The organism is Methylobacterium oryzae (genome assembly GCF_021398735.1).
Classification (GTDB): domain Bacteria; phylum Pseudomonadota; class Alphaproteobacteria; order Rhizobiales; family Beijerinckiaceae; genus Methylobacterium.
Genome location: NZ_CP090350.1, coordinates 263,136 through 282,969 on the forward strand (window position 1 = coordinate 263,136; position 19,834 = coordinate 282,969).

Annotated in this window: 21 protein-coding genes; 16 read left to right on the forward strand and 5 right to left on the reverse strand. The window is 72.2% G+C overall.

Translation table 11 applies throughout. The annotated features are described in order from the left end of the window. The first annotated feature begins 23 nt into the window (after window positions 1-23). The 3 genes from uraH to LXM90_RS29665 all read left to right on the forward strand — a co-directional run bounded on the left by uraH (window position 24) and on the right by LXM90_RS29665 (window position 2,209). The gene (uraH, locus tag LXM90_RS29655; RefSeq protein ID WP_020094447.1) at window positions 24-377 is read left to right on the forward strand and encodes a hydroxyisourate hydrolase; all 354 of its coding nucleotides are present in this window, start codon (window positions 24-26) and stop codon (window positions 375-377) included. A gap of 5 nt (window positions 378-382) precedes the next feature. Continuing rightward, window positions 383-895, forward strand: a complete 513-nt coding sequence (uraD, locus tag LXM90_RS29660; RefSeq protein ID WP_020094446.1) for a 2-oxo-4-hydroxy-4-carboxy-5-ureidoimidazoline decarboxylase — start codon at window positions 383-385, stop codon at window positions 893-895. A gap of 93 nt (window positions 896-988) precedes the next feature. Continuing rightward, window positions 989-2,209: an FAD-dependent oxidoreductase gene (locus LXM90_RS29665; protein WP_020094445.1), complete on the forward strand. Its 1,221-nt coding sequence runs from the start codon at window positions 989-991 to the stop codon at window positions 2,207-2,209. On the opposite strand, the gene LXM90_RS29670 is transcribed toward LXM90_RS29665, so the two are convergent. After that, the gene (locus LXM90_RS29670; protein ID WP_020094444.1) at window positions 2,206-2,634 is read right to left on the reverse strand and encodes a hypothetical protein; all 429 of its coding nucleotides are present in this window, start codon (window positions 2,632-2,634) and stop codon (window positions 2,206-2,208) included. The genes LXM90_RS29665 and LXM90_RS29670 overlap by 4 nt on opposite strands. A gap of 123 nt (window positions 2,635-2,757) precedes the next feature. Next, window positions 2,758-3,414, reverse strand: a complete 657-nt coding sequence (locus LXM90_RS29675; protein WP_020094443.1) for a TetR/AcrR family transcriptional regulator — start codon at window positions 3,412-3,414, stop codon at window positions 2,758-2,760. 134 nt (window positions 3,415-3,548) lie between these two features. Between LXM90_RS29675 and LXM90_RS29680 the strand changes: the two genes are divergently transcribed. The 9 genes from LXM90_RS29680 to LXM90_RS29720 all read left to right on the forward strand — a co-directional run bounded on the left by LXM90_RS29680 (window position 3,549) and on the right by LXM90_RS29720 (window position 12,844). Continuing rightward, window positions 3,549-4,433, forward strand: a complete 885-nt coding sequence (locus LXM90_RS29680) for an FAD binding domain-containing protein (RefSeq protein ID WP_020094442.1) — start codon at window positions 3,549-3,551, stop codon at window positions 4,431-4,433. Next, window positions 4,423-4,962 carry a (2Fe-2S)-binding protein gene (locus LXM90_RS29685; RefSeq protein WP_020094441.1) on the forward strand — a complete coding sequence of 180 codons (540 nt, stop codon included), beginning with the start codon at window positions 4,423-4,425 and terminating at the stop codon, window positions 4,960-4,962. The genes LXM90_RS29680 and LXM90_RS29685 overlap by 11 nt, the downstream gene beginning before the upstream one ends. Next, a complete protein-coding gene (locus tag LXM90_RS29690; protein ID WP_020094440.1) occupies window positions 4,959-7,343 on the forward strand; it encodes a xanthine dehydrogenase family protein molybdopterin-binding subunit in 2,385 nt (794 codons plus the stop codon). The genes LXM90_RS29685 and LXM90_RS29690 overlap by 4 nt, the downstream gene beginning before the upstream one ends. A 206-nt stretch (window positions 7,344-7,549) precedes the next feature. After that, window positions 7,550-8,797 carry an ABC transporter substrate-binding protein gene (locus LXM90_RS29695; RefSeq protein ID WP_020094439.1) on the forward strand — a complete coding sequence of 416 codons (1,248 nt, stop codon included), beginning with the start codon at window positions 7,550-7,552 and terminating at the stop codon, window positions 8,795-8,797. Between the two features lie 34 nt (window positions 8,798-8,831). Further along, on the forward strand, window positions 8,832-9,731 hold the full coding sequence (locus LXM90_RS29700) for a branched-chain amino acid ABC transporter permease (RefSeq protein ID WP_020094438.1): 900 nt from the start codon (window positions 8,832-8,834) through the stop codon (window positions 9,729-9,731). Beyond that, complete coding sequence (locus LXM90_RS29705; RefSeq protein ID WP_234083170.1) at window positions 9,728-10,768, forward strand: branched-chain amino acid ABC transporter permease; 1,041 nt, start codon at window positions 9,728-9,730, stop codon at window positions 10,766-10,768. Before LXM90_RS29700 ends, LXM90_RS29705 begins: the two co-directional genes overlap by 4 nt. Then, window positions 10,762-11,571 carry an ABC transporter ATP-binding protein gene (locus LXM90_RS29710; protein ID WP_234083173.1) on the forward strand — a complete coding sequence of 270 codons (810 nt, stop codon included), beginning with the start codon at window positions 10,762-10,764 and terminating at the stop codon, window positions 11,569-11,571. The genes LXM90_RS29705 and LXM90_RS29710 overlap by 7 nt, the downstream gene beginning before the upstream one ends. Next, on the forward strand, window positions 11,568-12,320 hold the full coding sequence (locus LXM90_RS29715; RefSeq protein WP_056527151.1) for an ABC transporter ATP-binding protein: 753 nt from the start codon (window positions 11,568-11,570) through the stop codon (window positions 12,318-12,320). Before LXM90_RS29710 ends, LXM90_RS29715 begins: the two co-directional genes overlap by 4 nt. A gap of 47 nt (window positions 12,321-12,367) precedes the next feature. Beyond that, window positions 12,368-12,844, forward strand: coding sequence for an SRPBCC family protein (locus LXM90_RS29720; RefSeq protein WP_091981639.1), 477 nt, complete (start codon window positions 12,368-12,370; stop codon window positions 12,842-12,844). Between the two features lie 63 nt (window positions 12,845-12,907). Here the strand turns inward: LXM90_RS29720 and LXM90_RS29725 are convergent, their stop codons facing one another. The 3 genes from LXM90_RS29725 to LXM90_RS29735 all read right to left on the reverse strand — a co-directional run bounded on the left by LXM90_RS29725 (window position 12,908) and on the right by LXM90_RS29735 (window position 16,368). Continuing rightward, window positions 12,908-14,047 carry a hypothetical protein gene (locus LXM90_RS29725; RefSeq protein WP_234083175.1) on the reverse strand — a complete coding sequence of 380 codons (1,140 nt, stop codon included), beginning with the start codon at window positions 14,045-14,047 and terminating at the stop codon, window positions 12,908-12,910. 325 nt (window positions 14,048-14,372) lie between these two features. Further along, entirely contained in the window at window positions 14,373-15,719 is a 1,347-nt protein-coding gene (locus LXM90_RS29730; protein WP_234083176.1) for an MFS transporter, read from the reverse strand. Between the two features lie 199 nt (window positions 15,720-15,918). Further along, window positions 15,919-16,368 (reverse strand): winged helix-turn-helix transcriptional regulator, encoded by a 450-nt coding sequence (locus tag LXM90_RS29735; RefSeq protein ID WP_234083178.1) that lies wholly within the window; start codon window positions 16,366-16,368, stop codon window positions 15,919-15,921. Between the two features lie 101 nt (window positions 16,369-16,469). Here LXM90_RS29735 and LXM90_RS29740 point away from each other — a divergent pair, with 101 nt between their 5' ends. From LXM90_RS29740 to LXM90_RS29755, 4 genes are all read left to right on the forward strand, one after another. After that, window positions 16,470-17,240, forward strand: coding sequence for an SDR family oxidoreductase (locus tag LXM90_RS29740; RefSeq protein WP_234083180.1), 771 nt, complete (start codon window positions 16,470-16,472; stop codon window positions 17,238-17,240). Window positions 17,241-17,325: 85 nt separating this feature from the next. Next, entirely contained in the window at window positions 17,326-17,559 is a 234-nt protein-coding gene (locus tag LXM90_RS29745; protein ID WP_020094429.1) for a tautomerase family protein, read from the forward strand. Window positions 17,560-17,729: 170 nt separating this feature from the next. Then, complete coding sequence (soxC, locus tag LXM90_RS29750; protein WP_234083181.1) at window positions 17,730-18,974, forward strand: sulfite dehydrogenase; 1,245 nt, start codon at window positions 17,730-17,732, stop codon at window positions 18,972-18,974. Next, window positions 18,967-19,503: a c-type cytochrome gene (locus LXM90_RS29755; RefSeq protein WP_132368787.1), complete on the forward strand. Its 537-nt coding sequence runs from the start codon at window positions 18,967-18,969 to the stop codon at window positions 19,501-19,503. Before soxC ends, LXM90_RS29755 begins: the two co-directional genes overlap by 8 nt. Window positions 19,504-19,834: the final 331 nt, after the last annotated feature.

A 19,834-nucleotide genomic window follows, 5' to 3' on the forward strand; every position in this document is an offset into this window, starting at 1 on the left:
CCGACGCGACAAGGAGACCCGGCATGGCGGGCATCACCACACACGTCCTCGACACCGATCGCGGCCGCCCCGTCGCGGGGGTCCGGATCGACTTCTCCGTCCTCGAGAACGGCCAGTGGCGGCTCGTGAAGAGCGTCGTCACCAACGCCGACGGCCGGACCGACGCGCCGATCCTCCCGGCCGACAAGGCCGAGACCGGCCAGTATCAGCTGGAATTCTTCGTCGACCCGTATTTCCAGGGCCGGGCCGGCACGGCGGAGGCCGACATCTTCATCGACAACCCGGTCGTGCGGTTCACCGTCTTCGACGCCAAGCAGCATTACCACGTGCCGATGCTGTGCGCCCCGTCGAGCTTCACCACCTATCGCGGAAGCTGAGCGGCATGATCGACCTCGACCGCCTCAACGCCCTCGAGCGCGACGCCTTCGTCGCGTATCTCGGCGGCGTCTTCGAGCACGCGCCCTGGGTCGCCCGAGCCGCCCACGGCGCGGCGCCCTTCGCCGACCTCGACGCTCTCCACGGGGCGATGATGGCGGCCGTGCGCGCGGCGCCGCCGGACGTGCGCCTGGCCTTCCTCAACGGCCATCCCGAACTCGCCGGCCCGGAAGCCCGGGCCCGGGCGATGACCGCCGATTCCGCGCAGGAGCAGGGCAGCGCCGGCCTCGACCGGCTGACGGAGGCGGACGCCGCGGCCTTCGACCGGCTGAACGCCGCCTACCGGCACCGGTTCGGCTTCCCGTTCATCGTCGCCGTGCGCGGCCGGGACCTGCGCGAGATCCGCGCGCTGTTCGAGGAGCGCCTCGCGCGCGCGGTCGCGGACGAGGAGGCGACGGCCCTGGAGGAGATCGGCGCGATCACCCGGATGCGGCTCGACCGGCTGGTGCGGCCGGTCTAGCGCGGCGCCCCGCGGCGATTTCGATCTTGGCCGGCCGGTCGGGCGCGTCCATGCTGGGCGCGGTCGGGACCGCCGTCCCGGTTCGAGGGCTGCATGAAGCGACTGGACGTGGCCGTCATCGGCGGCTCGATCGCCGGACTGACCACGGCGTGCCTGCTCGCGCGGAGCGGCCACGCCGTCACGGTGTTCGAGCGGTCGGCGGCCGCGCTCACGGGCCGCGGGGCGGGGATCGTCACGCATCCCGGCCTCCGGGCGGTGCTGGCGCGCTGCGGTGCTCCGGCCGGGGCGGGCGATCTCGGCGTCACCGTCGAGGGCCGCCGGGTCCTCGACCGGGACGGGACCGTGATCGCGGAACGGAGCCTGCCGCAGGTGCTGGCGAGTTGGGGACGGCTCTACGGCCTGCTCCTGGACGCCGCGCCCCCGGACAGCGTCCGCTACGGCGCGGCGCTCGCCGCGGTCGAGCCCGACGGCGCGCGCGTCGTCGCCTTCTTCGAGGACGGTCGCCGGATCTCCGCGGATCTCCTCGTCGGCGCCGACGGGCAGTTCTCGACGGTGCGGTCCCGGTTCCTGAGCGGTGTCGCGCCGCGCTACGCCGGCTACGTGGCGTGGCGCGCCGTCGTCGACGCGGCAGCCCTCGCGCCGGCGACCCGGGAGGCGATCGGCGGCCATTTCGCGTTCTGCCTGCCTCCGGGCGAGCAGATCCTCGGCTATCCCGTGCCCGGGCGCGCGGACGAGGCCGCCGGGCTGTGCTTCAACGCGGTCTGGTACAGGCCGACCGAGGAGGCCGCGCTCGCCGCGCTGCTGACCGATACCGGCGGCGTCCGCCACGCCCTCTCCATCCCGCCGGGCCGCATCAAGGCCGCGGTGCTGGAGTCGATGCGCGCCGACGCGGCGCGGATCCTCGCGCCGCCCTTCGCCGAGGTCATGCTGCGCGCCGAGCAGCCGTTCCTGCAGGCGATCCTGGACATCGAGACGCCGACCATGATCCCGGCGCGCGGCGTCGCGCTGATCGGCGACGCCGCCTTCGTGGCCCGGCCGCATGTCGGGATGGGCGCGACCAAGGCCATGGAGGACGCCGCCGCCCTCGCGGACGCCCTGGACGCGGCCGGCGCCGACGTGGACGCCGCGCTCACGGCCTTCGAGGCGCGCCGACGCGCCTACGGCGCGGCCGTCGTGGCGCGGGGACGCGATCTCGGCGCGTACCTGCAGGCGCAGCAGCGCGGCGCGGCCGAGCGGGCGGCGGCGGAGCGGTTCCGCAGCCCCGAGGCGGTGATGGCCGGGACGGCGGTCCCGCCCGATGTCCCCCGCGCTTAGGCCGCGCGGCGGGTCGCCTCCGCGCGCACGGCGGCCGGGAGCGCGAGGGGCGGGTTCGCGCTGTCCAGGAACTCGACGGTGGTGAAGATCAGCTCCGTGTCGCCGATATTGGCGAGGTCGTGGGTCATCGACTCGCCCGGCCCGAACGACAGGTGCTGGATGTCGCCCGCGCGGTAATCGACCTCCGCGACCCGCCCGTCGCCGTAATGCGAGCGGGCCCGCCCCGCCGTCACCGCGGTCCAGAAATAGTCGAGCACGTGCGTGTGGAAGCCGATCCGCGCGCCGGGCGCCAGGACGATGGTCCAGACCCGGGAGCGGTCATCCTCCGAGAGCAGCCGGGTGCCGACGCAGCCGTTGTCCCGCGCCGCCGCGTATTCCTGTGCCAAGTGGGGCGGCAGCGCCGCCGGTTCCGTTCCCTGGGTCATGGCGTTCCTCCGGCCCGCGAGGCTAACGCAGTTCCCGCGAAAGTCATCGCCGCGGCGGCCCGCTTCGGTGACGCGGGCGGGCTGGACCGGCGCCTCCCGTGATCCGGGGATCCCGGGATGGCCCTACAGCGCGTCGGACGACCGCGCCGCCGACACCACCCGGCGGTGGGTGGCGAGCAGCCCCGGAAGCGCGGCGTCGAGCATGGCGGCCCGGACCGCGTCGCGGTCCGCCGTGCCGTCCATGCCGTAGACCCGCGAGCGCAGGCCGACGTAGACCAGCGCGCCGTGGATGCCGAACAGGAGCTCGAACTCGTCCGCGGCGAGCGGCTGCACCTCAGGGTCCGGCAGGTTCGACTCGGCGCGCATCCCGGCGAGCAGCGGCGCGAAGATGCGCGCGCGGACCATGCCGAGGTAGCGGCTCGGCAGATCGAACCCCTTGAGGCCCGCCGAGACGAAGATCCGCAGCCACGCGTAGTCGTCGATCCGGCGCTGGTAGTCGATCTCGAAGCGCCGGAAGCGCTCGAGGACGGGGAGCGCGGTGTCGCGCACCGTCGCCTCCCAGCCGGGATCCCAGCGCCTGAGATAGACCTCCTCGTAGATGCGCTCGATCAGCGCCGCCTTGGTCGGGAAGTAGCGGAACAGCAGCGGCTGCGTGATGCCCAGCCGGCGGGCGAGCTCCCGGGTGTGCCCGTCGAGGCCGACCTCGGCGAAGTAGGCGACCGCGCCCTCGACGATCTGGCGCTCGCGGGCCTCCGGCGTCAGCCGCCGGCCGGTCGGCACGCGACCGTCACTGTCCGCCGGCCTGCTTGACGCCATCTCGGTTTCGCCTTCTATTGAGCGAACGATCAATAAGGGCCTCCAGCCTGTCCCATCGGGGCGGTCATGGGCAAGCCCATCGGGAGGAGGACCAGGGCTTGAAGGCGCCCGACTTCGCCTACGCGCGTCCGGCCTCGCTCGACGCGGCGCTGGCCCTGCTCGCCGAGCACGGGGAGGACGCCGTTCCTCTGGCGGGGGGCCAGAGCCTCGTCACGGCCCTCAACATGCGGCTCTCGGCGCCCGGCCTGCTGGTCGACCTCAACGCGATCCCCGAACTCACCGGCGTCTCGGAGGCCGGCGGCGAGGCCGGCGGCATTGTGCGGATCGGCGCCATGACGCGCCACCGCGACGTCGGGACCGCGGCGCTCGTGCGCGAGCGCCTGCCGCTGCTCGCCGCCGCCCTGCCGCACATCGCCCATCCGGCGATCCGCAACCGCGGCACGATCGGCGGCTCGGTGGCGCTGGCCGACCCGGCCACCGAGTGGCCCGCCTGCTGCCTCGCCGCGGGCGCCTCGATCGTGGTGCGCGGGCCCGGGGCCGAGCGGCGCGTCCCGGCGGACGATTTCTTCCAGGGCCTCTACACGACGGCCCTGGAGCCCGGCGAGATCGTCACGGCGATCGAGTTCCCGGTGCCGGGGGCCGACGCGGTCTGGGGCTTCGAGGAGTTGTCGCGCCGCCACGGCGACTACGCCCTCGTCGGCCTCGCGGCGACCGGGCGGCGGTCCGCGGGCGGCCTGTCGGACCTGCGCCTCGCCTTCTTCGGCGTGGCCGACCGGCCGGTGCTCGCCCGCGACGCCGCGGCGGCCCTGGAGGCCGGCGATCTCGCGGGCGCCCAGGCGGCGCTCGCCGGTGAGCTCGACCCGCCGGACGACCCGACGACCAAGGCCGCGACGCGGCTCCACCTCGCCCGCGTGATCCTCGGCCGCGTGGCGGCGAGGATGCGCGGCGGCAGCGCGCAGGAGGACGGTCCCGATGGCGTCTGAGAACCCCGACCGCGCGCACGCGGTCGCCTTCACGCTGAACGGCGAGGCCGTGCGGGCGCATGTCCCCGCCCGGATGCATCTCGGCGACCTGCTGCGCCAGTCCTTCGGCCTCACCGGCGTGCATCTCGGCTGCGAGCACGGCGTGTGCGGCGCCTGCACGATCCTGGTCGACGGCCGGGCGGTGCGGTCCTGCCTGATGCTCGGCGTCCAGGCCGACGGCGCCACCGTCGAGACCGTGGAGGGCCTGACCGAGAGCGGGCGCATCCGCGACCTGCAGGACGCCTTCCACGCCCGCAACGCCCTGCAATGCGGCTACTGTACCCCCGGCATGCTGGTGACGGCCGCCGAGCTTCTGGACGACGCGGACGCGGCCACCTCGCGCGAGGCGATCCGCGCGGCGATCGCGGGCAATTACTGCCGCTGCACCGGCTACCACGCCATCGTCGACGCCATCGCGTCGACCGCCGAGGCGCGCGGGCAAGGCCGCCGGGATGCCGGCAGGGATGCCGGCCTGGAGGCCGCCGAATGAGCGCGGATCCGGGCGGCCTCACCTTCCTCGACCGGCCGAACAGCTATATCGGCCGCTCCGTCCCGCGGCCGAACGCGCGGCGCCTGCTCGAGGGACGGGGCGTCTACGTGGACGACGTGGCCGTCGCCCGCCTCGGCCACGTCGCCTTCCTGCGCAGCCCCCACGCTCACGCCCGCATCGTCGCCCTGGACACCGCGGACGCGAAGGCGATGCCCGGCGTGATCGCCGTGGTGACGGGGCCCGAACTGGCGGCCGTGTGCACGCCGTGGGTCGGCGTGCTCGGCCACTTCAAGGGCCTGCGCTCGGCGCCCCAGCACGCCCTGGCCCTCGACCGGGTGACCTGGGTCGGCGAGCCGTTCTGCGCGGTCGTCGCGCACGGCCGGGCCGAGGCCGAGGACGCGCTCGCGGCGATCACGGTCGAGTTCGACCCGCTCCCCGCCGTCGTCGACATGGAGACGGCGCTCGATCCCGCGACGCCCGCGATCCACGCCGAGCTCGGCGACAACCTCGCCTTCGAGCGCGTCCTCAACGTCGGCGACGTCGACGCGGCCTTCCGCGACGCGGCTCTGGTGGTCGAGGAGACCTTCCAGTTCGGCCGGCACACGGGCGTGTGCCTGGAGCCGCGGGCGATCCTGGCCGACTGGGCGGCGGCGGACGGGATGCTCACCGTCCACCACTCCTTCCAGGCGCCGCACATGATGCAGGACATCCTGTGCAAGCACCTCGCCCTCCCCGAGGGGGCGGTGCGGGTGATCTGCAAGGATGTCGGCGGGTCCTTCGGGATCAAGGTCCACATCTACCCCGACGAGATGGCGACCTGCGCGCTGGCGCTGATGCTCAAGCGCCCGGTCAAGTTCGTCGCCGACCGGCTGGAGAGCTTCCAGAGCGACATCCATGCCCGCGACCACCGGGTCACCGCCCGGATGGCCTTCTCGGCCGAGGGCGACATCCTCGCCCTCGACATGGACGACCTCACGGGCATCGGGCCCTACTCGGTCTACCCGCGCACCAGCGCGGTCGAGGCCAACCAGGTCGTCAACCTGACCGGCGGCCCCTACCGGCACCAGCACTACCGGGCCCGCGCCCGCGTCGTGCTCCAGAACAAGGCGCCGACCTGCCAGTACCGGGCGGTGGGCCACCCGATCGCCACGATGGTCGCCGAGGGGCTCGTCGATCTCGGCGCCGCCCGGCTCGGCCTCGACCCCCTGGCCGTGCGCGAGCGCAACGTCATCCCGGACGACGCCTATCCCTGCGCGGGCGTCTCGGGGATCAAGCTGGAGAAGCTGTCCCACCAGGCGGCGCTCGCCAAGCTCAAGGCGATGATGGATTACGACGGTCTCAGGGCCGAGCAGGCGGACCTGCGCCGGCGGGGGATCCACCGGGGCATCGGGCTCGCGGCCTTCATCGAGATCACCAACCCGTCGGCGGCCTTCTACGGGGTCGGCGGCGCGCGCATCTCCTCCCAGGACGGCTGCACGATCCGGCTCGATCCGCAGGGCGGCGTCGTCGCGTCGGTCAGCGTCACCGAGCAGGGCCAGGGCACCGAGGGCATCATCGCGCAGATCGTGGCCACCGCCACGGGCGTGCCGATGGACAAGGTCCGGGTGATCTCCGGCGACACGCAGGCGACGCCCTACGGCGGCGGGACCTGGGCCTCGCGCGGGGCCGGCATCGGCGGCGAGGCCGCGTGGCAGGCCGGCAAGGCGCTGCGCGGCAACGTCCTGGTGGTGGCGGGCGCGATCCTGCAGGCCGATCCGGAAAGCCTCGACGTCCGCGACGGCGCCGTGGTGGACGCAGGCACCGGGACCGAGCGCATGCCGCTCGCGGAGCTCGGCCGCATCGTCTACTTCCGCCCCGACACGCTGCCGCCGGGGGTGCAGCCCGAATTCGTGGCGACCCGGCACTACGTGCCCAAGGACTACCCCTTCGCCTTCACCAACGGCGTGCAGGCCTCCTACGTCGAGGTCGACACCGAGACGGGCTTCGTGCGGCTGCTCAAGCACTGGTGCGTCGAGGATTGCGGCACCGTGCTCAACCCGCTCCTGGTCGACGAGCAGATCCGCGGCGGCATCGTCCAGGGGATCGGCGGGGCCCTGTTCGAGCACTGCCTCTACGACGGCGAGGGCCAGCTGCTGAACGGGTCGATGGCCGACTACCTCGTGCCGATGGCCGGCGAGATGCCCGATATCGCGGTCGCCCACGTGGTCTCGGCCACCGCGTCGTCCGAGATCGGCGCCAAGGGCGCGGGCGAGGCCGGCACCGCCGGCGCGCCGGCCGCGGTCGTCAACGCCATCAACGACGCGCTCGCGCCGCTGAACGCCCGTGTCGCGCGCCAGCCGGTGACGCCCGAGGTCGTGCTGGAGGCGCTGGGACTGATCTGAAACCGGCTGCGGGCTTCCCCGTCTTTGCGAGCGCAGCGAAGCAACCCAGGGCAGCGGGACGCTGCCGAACGTGGCGGATCCCTGGATCGCTTCGCTGCGCTCGCGAGGACGGATGACCCTTTCGGGTCAGGACACATCGACCATCACGGGGCACGGTCCGCCGAAGAGACCGGTCCCGATCAGGAAACGCCGACGGAGGGACGGGAATGGGAACGGGCTTCGACAGGCGCCGGCTGCTCCAGGGCAGCGCCGCCGCATCCGCGCTGGCGCTCGCCGCCCCGGCGCTCCTGCGCTCCGCGATCGCGCAAGGCGGTTCGACCGGAGGCCCGATCCGGATCGGCTTCCCGGTGCCGCTCACCGGCGCTTTCGGGGCCGAGGCGAACGACCAGGTCCGCGCCGCCCAGCTCGCCGTCAAGACGTTCAACGAGGCCGGCGGCTTCCAGGGCCGCACGGCCGAGCTCCTCGTGCGCGACGACAAGCTCAACCCCGGCGAGGCGGCGACCCGGACCCTCGAATTGATCGAGAAGGACAAGGTCAACTTCCTGGTCGGCGGCCTCTCGGCGGCCGTGACCCTGTCGATCAACAACGTCGCCCGCGAGCGCGGCGTGATCTACAACTCGATCAGCCAGTCCGACGCGATCAACGAGGCCAAGGATTTCGGCCGCACGACCTTCCACGAGGCCCTGAACCCGCACATGACCGCGGGCGCGGTCGGCCGCTACGTCTTCCCGAAATCGGGCAAGCGCGTCGCCTTCCTCAGCGCGGACTACGCGTACGGCCACGAGATGATGCGCGGGTTCAAGCGCGCCGGCGAGGCCTCGGGCATCGAGGTCGTGGCCGACATCCGCCACCCGATCGGCGCCTCCGACTACTCGGCCTTCCTGCCCCGGATCGCCGCGCTCAAGCCCGACGTGCTCTGCCTGTGCAATTTCGGCCGGGACCAGGTCGTCTCGATCCAGCAGGCGACCGAGTTCGGCCTGAAGCGCACCACCAAGCTCGTCGCGCCGGTCCTGCTCTTCACCGCCCGCAAGGCCGGCGGCGACGCCTTCGACGGCGTGATCGGCGGCACCTCCTACTACTGGCGCCTGGAGGACAGCGTGCCCTCCGCCAAGGCGTTCAACGACCGGTTCCGCGCCGCCTACAACGGCGCCGTCCCGTCGGATTACGGGGCGCTGGGCTATGCCGGCATCCGCTCGGTGCTGGAGGGCGTGAAGGCCGCCGGATCGGTCGAGACCGACAAGGTCGTGGCCGCCATGGAGGCCCTGAAGGCCGACTTCTACAAGGGTCCGCAGAGCTTCCGGAAATGCGACCACCAGTCGGTGCAGTCGGTCCTGATCGTCGAGGCGAAGTCGAAGGACATGAAGACGCCGGACGACGTCTTCACGATCCTCGGCACGGAGGGGCCCGACGAGCGCTTCCTGCGCGGCTGCGACGAACTCGGGCACAAGGCGTGAGGCGCCCCATGCGAACCCGCGGGAGGGCGCGGCCTTGAGCGCCATCACGATCGGCGGCTTCCCCCTCGATCTCCTCGCCCTCCAGCTCGTGACCGGCATCGCGCTGGGGGCGATCTACGTGCTCGTCGGCATCGGCCTGTCGCTGATCTTCGGGCTGATGAACGTCGTCAACTTCGCCCACGGCGCGTTCTTCATGGTCGGCGCCTATGTCGGCGTCTTCCTGTACGGCTACACCGGCAGCTTCTGGCTCAGTCTCGTCGCGGCGCCGCTGGCGATGGGGCTCCTCGGGCTCGCCGTGGAGCGCGTGCTCGTGCGCCCCCTCTACGGGCGCGGCATCGACGACCCGCTGCTCCTCACCTTCGGCCTGTCGTACGTGATGGTCGAGAGCGTGCGCATCGCCTTCGGGCTGACGGGCCTGCCCTTCGGGGCGCCGCCCGAGCTGCGCGGCGCGGTCGACATCGGCATCGGCTACTTCCCCCTCTACCGCCTGTTCCTGATCGGGTTCGCGCTGGCGGTGGTGGGCGTCCTGTGGCTGTTCATCGAGCGCACGCCCTTCGGCCTCGTGATCCGGGCCGGCGCCCGCGACCCGCAGATCGTGCAGGTGCTCGGCATCGAGATCACCAAGGTCTGGCTCGCGGTCTTCGCCCTGGGCTGCGCGCTCGCCGGGCTCGCCGGCATCCTCGCCGCGCCGCTGCAGGGCGTCACGCCCGAGATGGGGGTCCCGGTGCTCGCCGAGGCCTTCGTGGTCACGGTGGTCGGCGGCATGGGCTCGCTGGCCGGGGCCGTGCTCGCCGGGCTGATCGTCGGCATCGTGGTGGCGATGACGTCGCTCGTCGCCCCCGACATGACCAAGATGGCGATCTTCGCCCTCATGGCCCTGGTGCTGCTCGTGCGGCCCCGAGGCCTCCTCGGCCGGGCCGGAGCCCTCGGATGAGCGCCCGCGCCCCCGCCTCCGCCGTCACGAAGGGAGGCGCCCTTCCGGCTACCTTGCCGGCGGCCCGGCCGGGCTCCGGCCGGGCCGGGCGCCGGCTGGCGTGGTGCGGCCGGCATCGCGTCGCCCTGACGCTCGCCTTCCTCCTCGTGTTCCCCTGGATCGCGCCCTACCAGGCCCTCGCCGTGAACATCCTGGTGCTCGGGCTCTACGCCCTCGGGTTCAACCTGCTGTTCGGCTATACCGGGCTCCTGTCCTTCGGCCACGCCGCCTTCCTGGGCGGCGGCGCGTACGGCTGCGGCATCGCCATCGTCCATTACGGGCTGCACCCGGCCCTGGCGCTCGTCGCCGGCACGCTGCTCGCGACACTCATCGCCGCCGTCATGGGCGTGCTGGCGATCCGCACCCGCGGCATCTACTTCGCGATGACGACCCTGGCGCTGTCGATGTGCGTCTACTACGCCTTCTACCAGGCGGAGGCCTTCACCGGCGGCGAGAACGGCCTGCGCGGCATCAACGTGCCGGCGCTCGCCCTGCCGGGCTTCAGCCTCAATCTCCTCGACCCGGTGGTGAAGTACTACGCCGCGCTGGCGGTGGTCGGCGTCGCGGTCTGGCTGTTCTCGCGCCTCCTGTCGTCGCCCTTCGGGGCCGCCCTCGAGGCGATCCGCGAGAACGAGGGCCGGGCGCAGGCCTGCGGCTACGACGTGCGCCGCATGAAGCTCGCGGCCTTCGTGATCTCCGGGGCCCTGTGCGGCCTCGCGGGCGGTCTCCAGGCGATCCACCTCTCGATCGTGCCGATCGAGACGATGCACTATTCGACCTCCGGCCAGGCCGTGATGATGGCGCTGCTCGGCGGCATGGGGACCTTCTTCGGGCCCTTCGTCGGCGCCGCGACCTTCGCGCTCCTGCAGGACGGGCTCGCCACCGTGACGAGCCACTGGCAGCTCTTCGTCGGCGCCGTCTTCATCGCCTTCGTGCTGTTCCTGCCGCTCGGCATCTGGGGCGAGGTGCTGGCGCGCCTGAGGAGGGCCGGATGGTGAGCGTCGCCGCCGCGCCGGCAAAGGCTCCGAGTACGGCGCCGCCGATCCTCGCCACGGAGGGGCTCGGCAAGCGGTTCGGGCATTTCCGCGCCCTGTCGGACGTGACGGTCGCGTTTCCGGAGGGCGGCATCACCGCGATCATCGGACCGAACGGGGCGGGCAAGTCGACCTTCTTCAACCTGATCTCGGGCGCCTTCCCGCCGAGCGAGGGCCGCGTGCTGTTCCGCGGGCGCGACATCACCGGGGCGGCCCCGCACGCCTTCGCCCGGATGGGCATCGCCAAGTCGTTCCAGATCACCAACGTCTTCCCGCACCTCACGGTGCGCGAGAACGTGCGGGTGGCCGCCCAGGCCCGGCGGGTCCGCTTCGCGTTCTTCCGGGACCGCGCGGCCTATCCCGAGCTGGCGGAGCGGGCCGAGGAACTCCTCGGCGAGGTCGGGCTCGGCGCCCGGATGGACCGCCTCGCGCGCGAACTCGCCCACGGCGAGCAGCGCGCCCTGGAGATCGCGGTGGCGCTGGCCGCCGAGCCGAGCCTCCTCCTCCTCGACGAGCCGACCGCCGGGATGAGCCCCGAGGAGACGCGCGAGATGATGGACCTCGTGCAGCGCCTCGCCGAGACCCGGACGCTGATCCTCGTCGAGCACAAGATGAAGCTCGTCATGGGCCTGTGCCGGCGCCTCGTCGTCCTCCACCAGGGCCAGCTCCTGGCCGAGGGCAGCCCCGACGACATCCGGGCGCATCCGGAGGTGCGCCGCGTCTACCTGGGCAACACGGCGGGCAAGATCACGGGCACGACCACATGAGCGCCGCCGTCACGCAGCCGCTCCTGGCGGTCGAGGACCTGCGGGCGTGGTACGGCCACTCCCACATCCTGCAGGGCCTCTCGCTGGAGGTGCGCCCCGGCGAGATCGTCACGCTGGTCGGCCGCAACGGCGCCGGCAAGACCACCACGCTGAAGGCGATCATGGGCCTCGTGGCGAAGCGCGAGGGCCGCGTGACCTTCGCGGGCGCCGACATCCTCCACCGGCCGCCCCACGAGCGCTTCCACCGGGGCCTCGCCTACGTGCCGGAGGAGCGGCGCATCGTGCCGGGGCTGACCGTGGAGGAGAACCTGCGCCTCGGCATCCTGGCCGCCCGGGGGGCAGGACGGGGCGCGCGCGCGACGCGCCGCGACGAGGCGCGGCGGATCGAGGTCATCGCCGAGACCTTCCCGCGGCTGAAGCAGCGCCTGAAGCAGGAGGCGGTCACGATGTCGGGCGGCGAGCAGCAGATGCTCGCCATCGCCCGGGCGCTCATGGCCGAGCCCGTGATGGTGCTCCTCGACGAGCCCTCGGAGGGGATCATGCCGATCCTGGTCGAGGAGATGTTCGCGCAGTTCGTCGCGATGAAGCGGGCCGGCACCACGATCCTGCTCGTGGAGCAGAACGTCGAGCTCGCCCTCGACGTGTCCGACCGCGTCTACATCGTCGACGGCGGCGCCGTCGTCTACCACGCCCCCGCGGCCGCGCTGCGGGACGATCCCGAGATCCAGGCGCGCTACTGCGCGGTCTGAGCGCCCGCACCGGCCGGTGGGCGGCGCAGTGTCAGGAGGAGACCAGGATGGACATCGCTGGCGCGTATCGGATCCCGGTCGCGCGGGAGGCCGTCTGGGCGGCGCTGAACGATCCGGAGGTGCTGGCCCGCTGCATCCCCGGCTGCAAGGAGCTGGTGCAGGCCTCCCCGGAGGAGATGACGGCCAAGGTCGCCCTCAAGGTCGGGCCGGTCTCGGCGACCTTCGCGGGCACGGTCCGCCTCGAGGACTTGCGCCCCCCCGAGGGCTACAGCCTCGTCGGCCAGGGCAACGGCGGCATGGCGGGCTTCGCCAAGGGCCGCGCCGCCGTCAGCCTCGCGGCGGAGGGCGGCGAGACGCTCCTGACCTACACCGCCAAGGCCGAGGTCGGCGGCAAGATCGCGACGCTGGGCGGCCGGCTCATGCAGGCGACCGCGCGCAAGCTCGCCGACGAGTTCTTCGGCAAGTTCGCCGCCGAACTCGGAGCGACCGGCGACCCGGCCGCGCCCAGGGCGGCCGAGGCCTAGGAAAACCGCGCCTCGACCGCGCCGGCCGGGACGGTCGCGCCGGTCCGGCGCGTCGGAGACCGGTCATCGCTGCGATCCGATCTGCAGGACATTGAAGCCGCGCTGCAGGGAGGTCCCGAGGAACTCTCCGAACGGGGTGTTCGCACCCGCGGCACGATCGACGCGGAGGACGGCGGCACAGCCGCGCTGCGGGCTCTCGACCGAGCGGCCGTCGACGGAGGCCGCGGGGGCCATGCCGGCTCGCCAACGCGCCTTCAGCGCGGCGACGGCCCGGTCGGCCGTCCGGCAATCGGGATAGGCGAGGGATACGAGCAGGGCCGGACCGTTCTTGCCTTGATAGTCCGCCACGATACCGCCGGCATAAGCCGGGACGCCGTCCCGTCCGCGCTCGCGCTGATCCGCGATCGCCTTCCTCTGCGCGGCCAGATCGGTCGTCGCCGACAGGAGGGCGGCAGGATCGTCGGGGGTGATCCCCATCAGCGGCGTCACGACGGCCGCTTGAAGGATCGCGCCCGGGTCGCGCTCATCCGCGGCGGCCAGACCCGTCAGCGCTGTGGCGACCGCCTCGTGATCCGCCGCGCTCCGGCCGACCCCGACGCGTGTCTCCAGATCCGCGGCCGCGGACGCCTGCGCGACGACGCGATCGATCGCCAGGATCGCGCTGGTCTCGCCCATCGGGCCGGACCAGGGATCGGTCGGCTGCCGGGCCCTGAGATTCAGGGCGCGGGGCTCCCCGTTGGCGAGAATGCGCGGCGCGGTCGGGACCGGCCGGAAGTTCCTGTCCTTCAGTTTGGCGACCAGGGTGTCGGCTGCCGCCTTCGTCGCCAGACCCCAGTGAGTCACGCGCGCCGGAGGCTGGCCGAAGGCCGCGAAATACGAGATGTCCTCGAACGGGATGCCGGCCTTCTCGGTCCATGTCTGCGCGCCGCCGTAGCTGAGGGCGTTCAGCGGGCGGATGCTCTGCGCGAAGGCCATGCGCCGCAGGCCGGCGTCGCTCAGCGCGCCGCCGGCTGCCCGGGACAGCGCCTGGACGTCCATGAAGACGATCGGCATCGGGTCAGGCGTCGCCAGGACGGAATCCGGCACCGCGCGGAGAGCCGCCTCCAGAGTGCTGGCCGCCCGCGCCGCCGGCGCGATCATCAGTGCTGAGAAGGACACGACGACGAGGCGGGATGAAACTGAGCGCCAGAGAGGTCGTGTCACGTCGAATCCCATGCTCCAGGTCCCTCGGGAGCGCCGATGCCCGTCTGCCGGTCATGGCGATGACCGCGTCGGGCAAGAAGAGATCTCCGCAGTGCTCACCCGATCATTGCTGGACAGGCTCTCTTCTGTCTCCGTCAGTCGACTTTAGCTGACCCGCTCTCGGCTACCACTAGTGAGGGTGACCTATTGACCGCGCCGCCCGGATCGCCGCCGATCGGACGCCCGGAACCATCGAGACGAGCGACGATCGATGAAGGCGTTCGGCTCGGTGAGAGCCGCAACGTGACTTCGGCCTCCGCGTGTCGCCCCCCGCGCGCCGATAATCTCACGCGAGCGATTCTCCGGTCCGATCGCGCATCGTGAGGACTGCGGCGAGCGAGATGGCCGACAGCACGGCGACGTAGAGGCCCGGCCCCGTGGGCCAGGCCAGGTGGTGGACGATCCACGTCGCGGCCATCGGGGCGGTGCCCCCGACCAGCGCCATCGAGGCGTTGAAGCTGATCGCGAGGGCCGTGCAGCGCGAGCGGTGCTGGAACATCTCGACGAACGCCGTCGGCACGACGGCGGCGTTGCCGGCGATCAGGATCGCGAACGCGACCTGGCCCAGGACGATCAGAAGCGTGTCGCCGGTGGTCAGCAGCATGAAGAGCGGCCACGACAGGATTGTCAGGCCCGCCCCGGTCAGGACCAGAACACGCTTGCGCCCGAAGCGGTCGGACAGGGCTCCGGCGATCGGGATGCACACGGCTTGAACCACCATGGCGAGGGAGTTGATGAGAAACGCCGTGTGTTGCGGGAGGCCCGACACGGTGTGCATGAACGTCACGAGGTAGACGAACACCACGTAGAAGCCGCACGCCAGGCCGAGATTCATCGCGAAGGCGCGCAGCATGGCGGAGCCGTCGATCTCGACGGCCGTGCGCAGCGGTGAGCGCTGGTCCGTCGGTGCCCGATCTTCGCGAAACACGGTCTCGACGTGATCGTCGTCGATATGGCGACGCAGGGCGAAGATGAAGACGCCGAGCACGATCCCGAAGAGGAACGGCAGGCGCCAGCCCCACTGGTGAACGTCCTCCGGCGTGAGCAGGCCGGTGACGAGCGTCCCGGCAATGGAGCCGAGCAGGATGCCTCCGGCGGCCCCGATGCAGGCGAGGCTGCCGGTTAGGCCGCGGCGCGCCGGTGCTGCGGTCTCGGACAGGAAGATGGCCGAGGAGGTGTACTCGCCGCCGACGGAGAGACCCTGGCCGAGCCGCAGCACCACGAGCAGGACGGGCGCGAGGAGTCCGGCCGACGCGTAGGTGGGCAGGCAGCCCATCAGGAAGGTCGAGACGGCCATGAGGCCCGCCGACAGCAGGAGTGCCGTCTTCCGGCCGTAGCGGTCGCCGATGTGGCCGAACACGATGCCGCCGATCGGGCGCATGAAGAAGGCGGCGGCGAACACCGCGAAGGCCGACAGTAGCGACGTCGTCGGGCTGTCGGACGGGAAGAAGTTCCGGCCGATGACGGCACTGAAATACCCGTAGGTGGCGAAATCGTACCATTCGAGCGTGTTGCCGATGGCGCCCGCGACCACGGAGCGACGCCGCGCCGCGCCGGGGACCTTCGGGCCGTCGGCGATCGCGTCGGAACTGATCGGGAGCGGCGGCTCACCGTACGGAGGGGTGGATTGCATGATGCGCCCGCCTTGCCGCCGAATTCAGTCTAGACGCTAGACTGAAACGCCAAGCTTGGCGAGACCATTGGAGAAGGACGACATCGCTCTTCCGCTCGACAGTTAATAGGCGCGGGGCCGCCCCGCGCGGGCGAGCCCGCCAAGGCCGCACGCACCTCCGTCCTCCGCGGCCAGACCGCGATCGGGAGGCCCTCCGTCCTCACGGTGCCTCGGCGTCGGCGGGAAGATCCGGAGCTTCGGCCGCCGCGGCGAACGCCCGCCGGGCCCGCTCGATCTCGGCGTGGTGCGTCTCGGCCCAGATCCACACGCCGCAGAACGCGGCGCCCAGGCTCCGGCCCAGCGGTGTCAGCGTGTAGTCCACGCGCGGCGGGATCACTGGGTGCACCGTCCGCCGGACGAGACCGTCCCGCTCCATCTGGCGGACGGTCTGCGTCAGCATCTTCTGGCTGATCCGGCCCACGGCCCGGCCGAGCTGCGTGAATCGGAGGGTGCCGTGCTCCTCCAGGGCCTCGAGGATCAGCATGGTCCACTTGTCGGCCACTTGGCCGATGATGTCGTTCACCAGGGCCTCGATCGCCGGATCGACGTCCCGCGGGGGTGTCCCGCGCCGCTTCGCCTCGATCGCGGGGTCAGGGGCAGCCCTGCGCATTCGACACTCACCTTTCGGTGCGTACAAATCTTTTCGGTGCCTACTTCAGGGCGGAGAGTGTCAACCATACTTTCTGCGGCGACAACAACGGGGTCGCCATCATGAAAACCTCCGGCAACACGATCCTCATCACGGGCGGCGGGTCCGGGATCGGAGCCGCGCTCGCCCATCGCTTCCACGACCTCGGCAACATCGTCATCGTCGCCGGTCGCCGCGTGGAGGCACTGGAACGGGTCACGGCCGGCCGCCCGGGCCTGCACGCGATGCCCCTCGACATCGCGGATGCCGGAGACATCGCGGCGTTCGCCCGGCGCGTCACGGCCGAGCACCCGGCCCTGAACGTGGTGATCAACAACGCCGGCATCATGCGCTTCGAGGCGCTGGATCAGGCGCGCGACCTCTCCGACGCGGAGGCGACGATCACCACCAACCTGCTCGGCCCGATCCGTCTGACGGATGCCCTCGTCGCGCATCTGGTCACACGGCCGGACGCGGCGCTGATCAACGTGTCGTCCGGGCTGGCCTTCGTGCCCCTGACGACCACACCGACCTACTCGGCGACGAAGGCGGCGATCCACAGCTACACGGTCTCGCTGCGCGAGGTCCTCAAGGGCCGGGTCGAGGTGATCGAGCTGGTGCCGCCGGCGGTCCAGACGGATCTCACGCCCGGCCAGGCCACCCGCGCGGGCTACCTACCGCTGGCCGACTTCATCGACGAGGTGATGGCCCTGTTCCAGCAGCAGCCGACGCCGGCCGAGATCCTGGTGCAGCGCGTCGCCTTCCAGCGCAACGCCGAGGCCGAGCACCGCTTCGACGCGGCCGTCGCGACCCTGAACGAGGCCGCTCGCGCGGCCCGCGCGGCGCAGGAATGAGGTGCGCGCGGAGATCCGCGAGGAGATCCACGTCGCCGCGCGCGGGCGCGACCCGTGTTTCATCAGTTCAGCCCGGAGACGATCGATGCCGTTCGCCAATTTCAAGATCCCGCAGGGCATGATGACCGGTCCGCAGAAGGCGGATCTGATCCACCGCACGACGGATCTGCTGGTCTCCTTCTTCGGGGAGGCCGCGCGCCCGCACACCATGGTCCTGGTCGACGAGGTCGTGGATGGCGGCTACGGGCGCGCCGACGAGGTCTTCGATCTCGAGGCCCTGCGACGCCTGCGGGCGCACCACGAGACGGGTTCGCGCTGACGGCCTCCACATCGTGCCGGCGGCCCTGCTCGGAGCCGTCGACGATCTCGTCGCGCGTGTCCGTCCCCGGACCGCGCGCCGGGCGCCGTTCCGACGGGACTAGGAGGGAGCGCCGTTGCGTGAGACTCTGGGCCTGCCCCGGCGGGCGGGGCGAGGCGGAGTGCCATGCGATGAGCCAGGACGACGAATCGCCGCCGGCGCGGCGCCGCTTCCTCGCACAAGGCGCGGCGGCGGCCGCGGCCGTCCTCGCGGGCGGGCCGGCCCGATCGGACGAGGCGGCGCCTCCGGCCGTACCCGAATGGATGAAGGTCCCGGGCGCCGATGTCGGCAGCCAGACCTACGGCCGGCCCTCGCGCTTCGAGGAGGGCGTCATCCGCAACGTCCCGAAGGGTCTGAAGCAGTACATCTCGGCGTCGAGCCGCACGCCGCTGCAGGATCTCGACGGCATCCTGACGCCCAACGGCCTGTTCTACGAGCGCCACCACGGCGGCATTCCGGACATCGATCCCGCCCAGCACCGGCTGATGATCCACGGACTCGTCGAGACGCCGCTCATCCTGACGATGGACGACATCCGCCGCTTCCCGTCGGAGTCGCACATCTACTTCCTCGAATGCTCGGGCAACCCGGGCTTCGAGGCGATCAAGGGCAAGACGGCGTCGGACCTCGTCGGCCTCGTCAGCTGCGCCGAATGGACCGGCGTGCGCCTCGCGACGGTCCTGGCGGAGGCCGGGCTCAAGCCGGACGCGCGGTGGGTCGTGGCCGAGGGCGCGGATTCCGCCGCGCTGACCCGCAGCATCCCGATCGCGAAGTGCCTCGACGACGCCCTGCTGGTCTACAGCCAGAACGGCGAGCGGCTGCGCCCCCAGCAGGGCTACCCGCTCCGGGTGCTGCTGCCCGGCTACGAGGGCAACATGAGCGTGAAGTGGCTGCGCCGGCTCAACGTCACGGCGGAGCCGGCCTATTCCCGCGAGGAGACGTCGAAGTACACCGACCTGATGCCGGACGGCACGGCGCGGCAATTCACCTTCGTGATGGAGGCCAAGTCGATCATCACGCGGCCCTCGGGCACGCAGCGGATCGCCCCCGGTTTCCACGAGATCACCGGCCTCGCCTGGAGCGGGCGCGGGCGGATCCGCGGCGTGCAGGTGTCGACGGACGGGGGCGGGAGCTGGCGCGACGCCGCCTTGCAGGAGCCGGTGCTCAACCGGGCGCTGACGCGGTTCCGCCTGCCCTGGCGCTGGGACGGGACGCCGACGACCATCGCGAGCCGGGCGATCGACGAGACCGGCTACGTGCAGCCGGGCTTCGAGGCGCTGACGGCGGTGCGCGGCCTCAAATCCTTCTACCACAACAACGCGGTCGTGCCCTGGCGCATCGCGGCGGACGGCGAGGTGGCCAATGGCTATGCGTGAAGCCCGCGCCGCCGCGGGGATCGCCCTGGCGCTCGCCTGCGCCGGGCCGGCACGGGCGACGGAGCGCCTCGGGATCGGGCGTCCGGCCACGGAGGCCGAGATCGCCGCCTGGAACATCGACGTCGACCGGGACGGCCGGAAGCTGCCGCCCGGACACGGCAGCGTCGCCCACGGCCGAGAGGTCTTCGAGACCCAATGCGCCTCGTGTCACGGCAGCCGGGGCGAGGGCGGGACCGGCGAGCGGCTGGCCGGCGGCCAGGGCACGCTCGCCTCGGCGAAACCGCTCAAGACCGTCGGCAGCTTCTGGCCCTACGCGCCGACCCTGTTCGACTACATCCGGCGGGCGATGCCGATGAACGCCCCGCAATCGCTCAGCGCCGACGACGTCTACGCGGTCTCGGGCTACGTCCTGTACCTGAACGGGCTCGTCCCGGAGAGCGCCGTGCTCGATGCCGCCACCCTGGCCGCCGTCCGCATGCCGAACCGCGACGGGTTCGTGCCGGATCCCAGGCCGGATGTGAGACCCTGACGGGAGCGGCGTACCCGATCAGGCCGCCCCGGCCCCGCCCGCCGCCGTGGCGCCGCGGTGCTGTGGCCGTTCCGCCACTGTCGTCGCAACATTATTACATTCGGTTGCCGGGGCGTTGACCCGGCCGGTCGCCGCGGCAAGTATTTTCCTGCCAAGGTTATCCGGGCACGGTCCGGAGCCGGGGTGGTAATCCGGTGCGCGCTGCGCGGTGCGTCCGGATCTGCCCCGCACCTGTCGACTGGGCGCGCCCGTTCCCCGCGGCCGCCGGTGCCGCGCACCGGGACGGTCCGGCGGCGGCGATGACGTGCGTCACGGGAGGCGGCCTTCGGCG